Origin of the sequence: Mesorhizobium sp. M7A.F.Ca.CA.001.10.2.1 (genome assembly GCF_003998575.1) — a bacterium.
Classification (GTDB): Bacteria; Pseudomonadota; Alphaproteobacteria; order Rhizobiales; family Rhizobiaceae; genus Mesorhizobium.
In genome coordinates this window covers 1-10147 of sequence record NZ_RZQY01000162.1, presented here as the reverse complement: position 1 = coordinate 10147, position 10147 = coordinate 1, and the positions used below count along the sequence as shown (strand labels likewise).

Here is a 10147-nt window from a genome sequence, read left to right as displayed (position 1 = left end):
TCGGTGAAGTATCTGGGCGGGTGGTTCTGCGAGCTTGGCCATCCGGACGACAAACAGGCGTAGCTGCCAATCCGCTCGATGGCGCAGAGCGGAAGCCGAGATGCGGCAGGCGACGGATTCACGCGTGGTGGCGGAGATCGAGGAGGTTGTCGGCGGCGCCGGCTTCGATGTGCCACGCCGACCACGGTCATGGATCAGATCTGGCAGCGGTACCTGCAGACGATGCCGGACTTCCCCCAAGCGTTCATCCACCTTGGGCGTCGAAGACTTGCCGGTCGTCATCGGTTTTGGGATTCTCATCTGATCTGGTAGTGGGATCCAAATCACAGGAGATGGCATGCCGAACGATGTAATCGTGCGCGACAGCAATGGCGCTCAATTGAATGACGGTGATTCCGTAACGCTGATCAAAGACCTCAAAGTCAAAGGCACTTCGGAGACGATCAAGCGCGGCACGTTGGTGAAGGCCATCCGCCTGAACGGCAATCCCGGCGAGATCGAATGCAACACCAAGCAAGTGAAAGGCCTGGTGCTCAAGACCGAGTTCGTGAAGAAGGCGTGAGCCTCAAGGCGGCAAGCGATCTCGATGGCTCCTTCGGGATTTTGGAGAGCCTGCCGTCGCCAAGGGGGCTGCGGAGCCGTTGAGCGTCCGGCACGCGATCGTTGCGCTGTGAATTGATAACTTCGCCGACCAGGCACAATCAAAAAAATCGCCAAGTCCCAAGCTGGAACCTCCGGCCTCATTGCGCGTTTCACGGCGTCCCGTTCGCGGACCCGCCCGGATATCTCTCCAAGCGCGCGAAAAACCAGGAGCCCGCTTCATGCACGACAAGCTGTTTCATTCACCGGTCGCACTGTCGGTCGGCCTCGGCTTCAAGCGCGAGATTGCCTCGCTGGCCGAAATGCACGATTTCCTCACCAATTGGACGACCTCCCGCCGCGGCCCGCTTTACCGAAACGCGGTGGAGACATGTGATCTGGCCGTTCCAGGTTATGTGAGCGTCGAGCAGGCGCGCCGGGCGTTGCTCGAATTCGCGCAAGCCGCCGGCATCCTGTGGCCGGACCTCGAGCCGGTGGCGGGCGTGCACGCCGTTGCGCGTGGCTATGGCGGCTACGCCGCCTGAAGATTGATGTTCTCCGTGGCGGCTAAAGCCACACCACCATAGAAAGCCCGGCTGGCCCCCAGCCGGGCTTTCGCGTTTCCGGCAGCTCGCAAGGAAATCGCCATCCTGTAGCCGTGTGTCTTGGGCGACAATCCCTGCGTGGAGTGTCGGGAAGAGCCCGAGCAAAAATCTTTATGAAATTCCTATTTCTTTCTACTGCGCCCCGTCTCGAACCTTTATGGCGATCGGGTCCATATTCCTTTTAGAAAATACAACCGGCTCCGTCGCCAAAGGTGCGACGGGACACTTTCGAGATATTGCGAACTCTCTTGTCAAATTCGCAAAGTACAAAAGAACAAAAGGAATAAACACAATGGATATGGCCGTTATCGGAATCGGAATTTTGTTCTTTGCCCTTTGTTTCGCCTACATAAAAGCTTGTGACGCGCTCTAGAGCGAGGCTGAAAAAATGATCGTCGACTATATTCTCGGTGGCGGCGTTACGCTGTTCCTGCTCGCCTACCTGACATACGCCCTCGTTCGTCCAGAACGCTTCTGAAGGCACGGAAAGCCACACCCATGACACTGAACGGTTGGATACAGATCCTGGTCTATTGCGGGATCGTCGTTTTGCTGGTGAAGCCGCTCGGCGGCTACATGCACCGCGTCTTCAACGGCGACCGCACGCTGCTTTCGCCGGTCCTTCGCCCGCTTGAGCGTGGGCTTTATCGTATTTGCGGAACCAGCGAACGCGAGGAACAGCACTGGACCACCTACGCGGTCGCCCTGCTGCTCTTCAACCTCGCCGGCTTCCTGGTGCTTTATGCGCTGCAGCGCCTGCAGGGCAGCCTGCCTTACAACCCTGCCGGCATGACAGCGGTTGAACCAGGGTTGGCCTTCAACACCGCCGCCAGCTTCATGACCAACACCAACTGGCAGAACTATGGTGGCGAGAGCACGATGTCCTATCTCGTGCAGATGGCCGGGCTGACGGTGCAGAACTTCGTTTCGGCGGCCACCGGCATTGCCATCGCCATTGCGCTGATCCGCGGCTTTGCCCGGGCGTCCGGCAAGTCGATCGGCAATTTCTGGGTCGATATGACCCGCTCCACACTCTATCTGCTGCTGCCGTTCTGCATCGTGCTGACGCTGGTCTATGTCTGGCTCGGCATGCCGCAGACGCTCGGCGCCTACGTCAACGCCACGACGCTGGAAGGCGCGCAGCAGACCATCGCCGTCGGCCCGGTCGCTTCGCAGGTGGCCATCAAGATGCTCGGCACCAATGGCGGCGGTTTCTTCAACGCCAATGCCGCGCACCCGTTCGAGAACCCCGACGCGATCTCCAACCTGATCCAGATGGTGTCGATCTTCGCCATCGGCGCCGCCTTGACCAATGTCTTCGGCCGCATGATCGGCAACCAGCGCCAGGGCTGGGCGATCCTCTCGGCCATGGGCGTCATGTTCATCGCCGGTGTCGCCATCTGCTACTGGGCGGAAGCCGCCGGCAACCCGCTGGTGCATGCGCTGGGCATCGACGGCGGCAACATGGAGGGCAAGGAGAGCCGCTTCGGCATCGCCCTGTCGGCGCTGTTTGCCGTCATCACCACGGCCGCTTCCTGCGGCGCCGTCAACGCCATGCACGGCTCGTTCACCGCGCTCGGCGGCATGATCCCGATCATCAACATGCAGCTTGGCGAAGTCATCGTCGGCGGTGTCGGCGCCGGTCTCTACGGCATCCTGATGTACATCGTCGTCGCCGTCTTCGTCGCCGGCCTGATGGTCGGCCGCACGCCCGAATATCTGGGCAAGAAGATCGAGGCCAAGGAGGTCAAGATGGCTATGCTGGCCATACTGTGCCTGCCGCTGGCGATGCTGATCTTCACGGCCATCGCCGTCGTGCTGCCGACCGGCGTGGCGTCGATGGGCAATGCCGGCCCGCACGGCTTCTCCGAGGTTCTGTATGCCTACACTTCGGCGGCGGCCAACAACGGTTCGGCCTTTGGCGGCCTCAGCGGCAACACGCCCTGGTACAACATCACGATCGGCATCGGCATGCTGATGGGCCGCTTCCTGGTCATCATCCCGGCGCTGGCCATTGCCGGCTCGCTGGTGGCGAAGAAAACGGTTCCGGCTTCCGCCGGCACCTTCCCGACCGATGGCCCGCTGTTCGTCGGACTGCTGGTCGGCGTCATCCTGATCGTCGGTGGCCTCACCTTCTTCCCGGCGCTCGCCGTCGGGCCGATCATCGAGCACCTGGCGATGGCTCACGGGCAGACCTTCTGAGACCGTCATGTCCTGGTTCAATGCCATGCGCCGCAAGGTCGGCCACAGGGACGATCACCGAAAGGAGGAGAGACCTCCTCCTTTCCCGACCCTGTCGACGTTTCTCGGCCTTGCGGCAGTCATGCTCGTCCTCTGGCTGCTGGCCTACGGGCCACCGCATTTCCTTTCGGCATCCAATCATCGGGTGCCGTCCAACAACACCGAAGCCGGAGCTTCAAAATGAGCAACTCGAAATCAGCAAGCATCATGGATGCACGCATCCTAGTTCCCGCCATTGGCGGCGCCTTCCGCAAGCTCGATCCGCGCACGCTGGCCAGGAACCCGGTGATGCTCGTCGTTGCCGTCGTCTCGGCGCTCACCACGGTGCTGTTCGTGAAGGACCTGGTCACCGGAGGCGGCAATCTCGGCTTTACGCTGCAGATCATCATCTGGCTTTGGTTCACCGTCCTGTTCGCCAACTTCGCCGAAGCGGTCGCAGAAGGCCGCGGCAAGGCGCAGGCGGATTCGCTGCGCAAGGCACGCACAGAGACCCAGGCCAAGCTTTTGACCGGTGAGGACCGCACCAAATACAAACTCGTGCCCGGCACCAGCCTCAAGGTCGGCGATGCCGTCCTGGTCGAGACCGGCGACATCATCCCGTCGGACGGCGAAGTTGTCGAGGGCGTCGCGTCGGTCAATGAGGCGGCGATAACAGGCGAATCGGCGCCGGTCATCCGCGAATCCGGTGGCGACCGTTCGGCGGTCACCGGTGGCACCCAGGTGCTGTCAGACTGGGTCCGCGTCCGCATCACCGCCGCCTCCGGCCATACCTTCCTCGACCGCATGATCTCGCTGGTCGAAGGTGCCGAGCGCCAGAAGACGCCGAACGAGATCGCGCTCAACATCCTGCTCGTCGGCATGACGCTGATCTTCGTGCTGGCCACCGCGACGATCCCGAGTTTTGCCTCCTACTCGGGCGGCTATATCTCGGTGACCGTTCTGGTGGCGCTGTTCGTCACCTTGATCCCGACCACGATCGGCGCGCTGCTTTCGGCCATCGGCATCGCCGGTATGGACCGCCTGGTGCGATTCAACGTGCTGGCCATGTCGGGCCGCGCCGTGGAGGCCGCAGGCGACGTCGACACGCTGCTGCTCGACAAGACCGGCACGATCACACTCGGCAACCGCCAGGCGACGCAGTTTCGCCCGGTCAAGGGCGTCACCGAACAGGAACTGGCCGACGCGGCTCAGCTAGCCTCGCTCGCCGACGAGACGCCGGAAGGCCGCTCCATCGTCGTGCTGGCCAAGGAGAAATACGCCATCCGCGCCCGTGACATGGCAACGCTGCACGCCACTTTCGTGCCCTTCACAGCGCAGACCCGTATGAGCGGCGTCGACATCGATGGTTCGTCGGTGCGCAAGGGCGCCGTCGATTCCGTGCTTGCCCATGTCAACCAGTCGGCAGCTGCCGCCCATGGCACGCGCCCAAGCAGCGAATCCATCCGCGATCTCCAGTCCATCGCCGACGAGATCGCCAAGTCCGGCGGCACGCCGCTGGCGGTCGAACGCGACGGCCGCCTGCTCGGCGTCATCCACCTCAAGGACATTGTCAAGGGCGGTATCCGGGAGCGCTTCACCGAACTGCGCCGCATGGGCATCCGCACGGTGATGATCACCGGCGACAATCCGATGACGGCAGCAGCCATCGCCGCGGAAGCCGGCGTCGACGACTTCCTCGCGCAGGCCACACCGGAGGACAAGCTGAAGCTGATCCGCGACGAACAGGCCAAGGGCAAGCTGGTGGCCATGTGCGGCGACGGCACCAACGATGCACCCGCCCTTGCACAAGCCGATGTCGGCGTCGCCATGAACACCGGCACGGTTGCCGCCCGCGAGGCCGGCAACATGATCGATCTCGACAGCGATCCGACCAAGCTCATCGAGATCGTCGAGATCGGCAAGGCGCTCTTGATGACGCGGGGTTCGCTGACGACCTTCTCGATCGCCAACGACGTGGCCAAGTATTTCGCCATCATTCCGGCGATGTTCGCCGTCTTCTACGTCGCACCGGGACAGACGACCGGCCCGCTGCAGGCACTCAACGTCATGCATCTGGCGACGCCGCAAAGCGCCATCCTGTCGGCCATCATCTTCAACGCACTGATCATCATCGCGCTGATCCCGCTGTCGCTGAAGGGCGTCAAATATCGCGCCATTGGCGCCGGGGCGCTGCTCAGCCGCAATCTGCTTGTCTACGGCCTCGGCGGCCTCATCGTGCCGTTCGTCGGCATCAAGGCGATCGACATGATCGTCACCGCGCTTGGCCTCGCTTAACTCTTTGTTTTAACGCAATTCCGGACGGAAACCCTGGAATTGCTTTGAGGAACATCTCCATGCTCACCCAGATAAGACCCGCGATCATCATGATCGTCTTCTTCACGGTCCTGACCGGCCTGATCTATCCCTTGGGCATGACCGGCATCGCCCAGGCGATCTTCCCGCGCCAGGCCAATGGCAGCCTGATCGAGAAGGATGGCAAGGTCATCGGCTCCGAGCTGATCGGCCAGGGCTTTGCCAGCGACAAGTATTTCCATGGCCGCCCCTCGGCCGCCGGCGACGGCTACAACGCCGCCGCCTCGAGCGGCAGCAATCTCGGCCCGACCAATCCCAAGCTGATCGACCGCATCAAGGGCGACGCGGAAAGATTGAAGGCGCAGAATCCGAACCAGCCCGTCCCGATGGACCTGGTGACGACGTCCGGCAGTGGCCTCGATCCCGATATCAGTCCCGAAGCAGCCTACTTCCAGGCCGCCAGGGTGGCCAAGGCCAGGGGGATCGATGAAGCCAAGGTCAAGGCGCTTGTCGATGCCCAAGTCGAGGGCAGGGAGCTTGGCTTCATGGGCGAACCGGTGGTCAATGTGCTCGGTCTCAACCTTGCGCTGGACGCCGCGAAACAGTGAATGGTGCGGGCCGGGGATCGACAGTATCCCCGGCGCCATCCATGATCGATCCCGATGCCGGACGACAGAAGCAACGACGCTAGACCTTCTCCCGACGCACTGCTTGACCATGCCGAGCGGGAAGGTCGCGGCCGGCTGCGGATATTCCTGGGTGCCGCTCCCGGCGTAGGCAAGACCTACGAGATGCTGATGTCGGGCCGCGCCAGGCTGACCGACGGCGTGGATGTGGTGATCGGTGTCGTCGAGACGCATGGGCGCAAGGAGACACTGGCCCTGGTCGAGGGCTATGAGGTCATTCCCCGCCGCAAGGTCGACTACAAGGGGCGCATCCTCGACGAGATGGATATCGACGCCATCCTCGCCCGGCGCCCGGCGCTGGTTCTCGTCGACGAACTCGCCCACACCAATGCGCCTGGCAGCCGGCACCCCAAGCGCTATCTCGATGTCCAGGAAATCCTGACGCACGGTATCGACGTCTACACGACGCTCAACATCCAGCATGTCGAAAGCCTGAACGACGTCGTCGCCCAGATCACCAAGGTCAGGGTTCGCGAGACGGTCCCCGATTCCATCATCGACCAGGCCGACGATGTCGAGATCATCGATCTCACCCCCGACGACCTGATCAAGCGGCTCGAGGAAGGCAAGGTCTATTTCCCCAACACCGCGCAGCGCGCGATCGAGAACTATTTCTCGCCGGGCAATCTGACGGCGCTCAGGGAGCTGGCGCTGCGCCGCACCGCGCAGCGCGTCGACGACCAGTTGCTGATCCATATGCAGGCCCACGCCATTCCCGGACCGTGGGCCGCGGGGGAAAGGGTTCTCGTCTGCGTCGACGCGCGTCCGGGCGGGGCGGCGCGTATTCGCTATGCGCGCAGGCTGGCCGACCGGCTCCGTGCCCCGTGGACGGCGCTGCATGTCGACAGCCCTCGCTCGGCCAGCATGCCCGAAGCGGACAAGGATCGGCTCGCTACGAACCTGCGGCTTGCCGAACAGCTCGGCGCCGAGGTGACCACCATTCCCGGTCAGAACATCGCGCAGGACATTGTTCGCCATGCGACGGCGAACAATTTCACCCATATCGTGGTCGGCAGGCCGACCCGGTCGCGCTGGCGGGAATTGATCGAAGGTTCGCTCACCTACGATCTCATCCGCAATGCCGGCGACATCAGCGTCCATGTCATTTCAGGAACCGAACGCAATGCCGAGGTGACGTCGAGGAGTGTCAAGGCGGCGGACGAGCAGTGGCAGTTCGAGATCTGGCCCTATCTCAAGGCCACGGCCTTTGTCATCGGTTCGCTCGCCTTCGCCGTCGTTCTCGACCAGTTTCTCGACGTTCGCAACCTGGCGATCATTCTTCTCATCGGCGTACTGGCATCGGCGGTAACGGGCGGTCTGTGGCCGGCTCTGTACGCTTGTTTCGCCAGCGCCCTTGCTTTCAATTATTTCTTCCTGGAGCCTCGCTATACGCTGACGATCCGGGATCCGGAGAGCATCGTCGCGCTCGGCGTCTTTCTCGTCGTTGCGGTCATCGCCAGCAATCTGACGGCGCGCGTGCAGCGCCAGGCGGTCGCCGCCCGCTCGCGGGCGCGGGCCACGGAAGACATCTACCTCTTTTCAAAGAAGCTCGCCGGCGCCGGCACGCTCGACGACGTCCTTTGGGCTACTGCCTTCCAGATCGCCTCGATGCTGAAGCTGCGGGTGGTGCTGCTTTTGCCGGAGGACGGGACCATCACCGTCAAGGCCGGCTATCCGCCCGACGACACGCTGGCCGAGGCCGACATCGCCGCCGCCCGCTGGGCCTGGGAGCACAATCGTGCCGCGGGTCGCGGCGCCGACACGCTTCCGGGCGCCAGGCGCCTCTATTTGCCCTTGCGCACGGGGCGCACGGCCATCGGGGTCGTCGGCCTCGACAACGACAAGCAGGGTCCGCTGCTGACGCCCGAGCAGCAGCGGCTGCTTGACGCACTGGCCGACCAGGCGGCGGTCGCCATCGAGCGTATTCAGTTGGTTGCCGACGTCGACCGCGCCAAGCTCGCCGCTGAGGCGGACAGGCTGCGCTCGGCGCTGCTCACCTCCATTTCCCATGATCTGAAAACGCCGCTCGCCGCCATCATGGGCGCGGCCGGCACGCTGCGGGATTTTTCAGCAGCGCTTCCCGAACCGGACCGGGCTGAACTGCTGTCGACGGTGCTCGACGAATCCGAGCGGTTGAACCGCTTCATCGCCAATCTGCTCGACATGACCAAGATCGAGTCCGGCGCGATGGAGCCGAACTACGCCTTTCACTATGTCGGCGACATCGTCGGCTCCGCCTTGCAAAGGGCCAGGAAAATCATTGGCGAGCACAAGATCGAGACCGACATCCCCAGGGATTTGCCGATGTTGAAGGTCGACCCGGTGCTGTTCGAGCAAGCGTTGTTCAATCTTCTCGACAATGCGGCGAAATATGCCCCGGCAAGCTCGACGATTCGCATGCAGGGTTGGACCGACAATGGCTCCGTCCTGCTGCAAATCATGGATGAAGGGCCAGGCATTCCTCCCGGCGATCTGGAACGGATTTTCGACACGTTCTATCGAGTGCGCAAGGGCGACCAGATCCGCGCCGGTACGGGGCTCGGCCTGTCGATCTGCCGCGGCTTCGTCGAAGCGATGGGTGGCACCATCATGGCGGCAAACCGGACCGACGGTTCGGGCGCGGTGTTCACCATCAAAATGCCCAGGCCGGCAAATCCGCCCAATTTCGACACTTCGAATACCGACGACCACGACGTGGGTGACCTGGCATGACAAACTCGAACGTCAGGATATTGGTCGTCGATGACGAGCCGCCGATCCGCAAGCTGCTGCGCGTCGGGCTCGGCAGTCAAGGTTATGCGGTCAGCGAGGCGCCGAACGCGAAGGTGGCGATCGAGCTGATGGAGGCGGAGAAGCCGGACCTCGTCCTGCTCGACCTTGGGCTGCCCGGCATGAGCGGTCATGAGTTGCTGCGCAAATGGCGCGACGATGGTCTCGACATTCCAGTGGTCATGCTGTCCAGCCGAACCGACGAGGCCGGCATCGTCCAGGCCCTGGAACTCGGCGCCGACGACTATGTCACCAAACCTTTCGGCATGAACGAGCTGGTGGCGCGCATTCGCGTGGCGCTCCGCCACAAGTTCCAGCAAAAGGGCGAGAAGCCGATTTTCCAGACCGGCGATCTCAGCGTCGACCTGGTCAAGCGCATCGTCAAGGTCGAGGGCAAGGAGGTAAAGCTGTCGCCGAAGGAATACGACATCCTGCGTATGCTGGTGCAGCACGCCGGCAAGGTGCTGACCCATCATTTCCTTTTGAAGCAGGTCTGGGGCGATTCGACCGATGTGCAGTATCTCAGGGTCTATGTCCGGCAGCTCAGGCAAAAGATCGAGAAGAGCCCCGACCAGCCGCGCTACATCACCACCGAGACCGGCGTCGGCTACCGCCTGCGCGAGGCCGAATGAGCAGGCCAGGTTTTAGCCGATAGCTTCCCGTGGCTGGCCAAGCGGTCTGGAAACCCGCAAAGCCGCGAGGCAGCCAACAATGCCGAGCGGCACGAAGGCAAGAAACAACCACGACGCGACATTCGCCGCCGCGTCGTGGTTCAGGCCTTGCGAAAAGCCGCTGGCGTTGGCGACGATGCCGGCGAGTGCGGCGCCCACGGCATAGCCGATGCGCTGCATGGTCGGCACCGCCGCCGAGGCGATGGTCTGCTCGCCCTCCGGGGCGGAGGCGACGATGACGCGCGTCAGGAACGGCCAGGCGATGCCGAAGCCGCCGCCCTGCAACAGGGCACATATCAGGATC

11 protein-coding genes are annotated in these 10147 nt (G+C 62.9%); 9 read left to right on the top strand and 2 right to left on the bottom strand.

Annotated features, from left to right (window positions below):
• On the bottom strand, positions 1-282 hold a 282-nt coding region (locus tag EN964_RS38150; protein ID WP_206528717.1), incomplete at its 3' end, for a hypothetical protein.
• Between the two features lie 55 nt (positions 283-337).
• Between EN964_RS38150 and EN964_RS13155 the strand changes: the two genes are divergently transcribed.
• The 9 genes from EN964_RS13155 (at position 338) to EN964_RS13110 (ending at position 9804) form a co-directional block, all read left to right on the top strand.
• Positions 338-562 (top strand): alkylphosphonate utilization protein, encoded by a 225-nt coding sequence (locus EN964_RS13155; RefSeq protein ID WP_013529641.1) that lies wholly within the window; start codon positions 338-340, stop codon positions 560-562.
• A gap of 259 nt (positions 563-821) precedes the next feature.
• Positions 822-1124, top strand: coding sequence for a DUF982 domain-containing protein (locus EN964_RS13150; RefSeq protein WP_127269540.1), 303 nt, complete (start codon positions 822-824; stop codon positions 1122-1124).
• A 448-nt stretch (positions 1125-1572) separates the two neighbouring features.
• Positions 1573-1662: a K(+)-transporting ATPase subunit F gene (locus tag EN964_RS13140; protein WP_032808122.1), complete on the top strand. Its 90-nt coding sequence runs from the start codon at positions 1573-1575 to the stop codon at positions 1660-1662.
• A 20-nt stretch (positions 1663-1682) separates the two neighbouring features.
• The gene (kdpA, locus tag EN964_RS13135) at positions 1683-3386 is read left to right on the top strand and encodes a potassium-transporting ATPase subunit KdpA (RefSeq protein WP_127273222.1); all 1704 of its coding nucleotides are present in this window, start codon (positions 1683-1685) and stop codon (positions 3384-3386) included.
• A gap of 7 nt (positions 3387-3393) precedes the next feature.
• Positions 3394-3609, top strand: a complete 216-nt coding sequence (locus EN964_RS13130) for a hypothetical protein (RefSeq protein ID WP_127270652.1) — start codon at positions 3394-3396, stop codon at positions 3607-3609.
• Complete coding sequence (kdpB, locus tag EN964_RS13125; protein WP_127272692.1) at positions 3606-5699, top strand: potassium-transporting ATPase subunit KdpB; 2094 nt, start codon at positions 3606-3608, stop codon at positions 5697-5699. Before EN964_RS13130 ends, kdpB begins: the two co-directional genes overlap by 4 nt.
• Positions 5700-5758: 59 nt before the next feature.
• Entirely contained in the window at positions 5759-6325 is a 567-nt protein-coding gene (kdpC, locus tag EN964_RS13120; protein WP_127267747.1) for a potassium-transporting ATPase subunit KdpC, read from the top strand.
• A 54-nt stretch (positions 6326-6379) separates the two neighbouring features.
• Positions 6380-9115 carry a sensor histidine kinase KdpD gene (locus EN964_RS13115; RefSeq protein ID WP_127267748.1) on the top strand — a complete coding sequence of 912 codons (2736 nt, stop codon included), beginning with the start codon at positions 6380-6382 and terminating at the stop codon, positions 9113-9115.
• Positions 9112-9804, top strand: coding sequence for a response regulator transcription factor (locus EN964_RS13110; protein ID WP_127267749.1), 693 nt, complete (start codon positions 9112-9114; stop codon positions 9802-9804). Before EN964_RS13115 ends, EN964_RS13110 begins: the two co-directional genes overlap by 4 nt.
• A 12-nt stretch (positions 9805-9816) precedes the next feature.
• Here the strand turns inward: EN964_RS13110 and EN964_RS13105 are convergent.
• On the bottom strand, positions 9817-10147 hold a 331-nt coding region (locus tag EN964_RS13105; RefSeq protein ID WP_127276426.1), incomplete at its 5' end, for an MFS transporter.

Bases quoted from the DNA above. Each gene is read 5' to 3' on its own strand.
- kdpB (WP_127272692.1), top strand. From the start codon at position 3,606: ATGAGCAACTCGAAATCAGCAAGCATCATGGATGCACGCATCCTAGTT.
- EN964_RS13150 (WP_127269540.1), top strand. From the start codon at position 822: ATGCACGACAAGCTGTTTCATTCACCGGTCGCACTGTCGGTCGGCCTC.
- EN964_RS13130 (WP_127270652.1), top strand. From the start codon at position 3,394: ATGTCCTGGTTCAATGCCATGCGCCGCAAGGTCGGCCACAGGGACGAT.
- EN964_RS13140 (WP_032808122.1), top strand. From the start codon at position 1,573: ATGATCGTCGACTATATTCTCGGTGGCGGCGTTACGCTGTTCCTGCTC.
- EN964_RS13115 (WP_127267748.1), top strand. From the start codon at position 6,380: ATGCCGGACGACAGAAGCAACGACGCTAGACCTTCTCCCGACGCACTG.
- kdpC (WP_127267747.1), top strand. From the start codon at position 5,759: ATGCTCACCCAGATAAGACCCGCGATCATCATGATCGTCTTCTTCACG.
- kdpA (WP_127273222.1), top strand. From the start codon at position 1,683: ATGACACTGAACGGTTGGATACAGATCCTGGTCTATTGCGGGATCGTC.
- EN964_RS13110 (WP_127267749.1), top strand. From the start codon at position 9,112: ATGACAAACTCGAACGTCAGGATATTGGTCGTCGATGACGAGCCGCCG.
- EN964_RS13155 (WP_013529641.1), top strand. From the start codon at position 338: ATGCCGAACGATGTAATCGTGCGCGACAGCAATGGCGCTCAATTGAAT.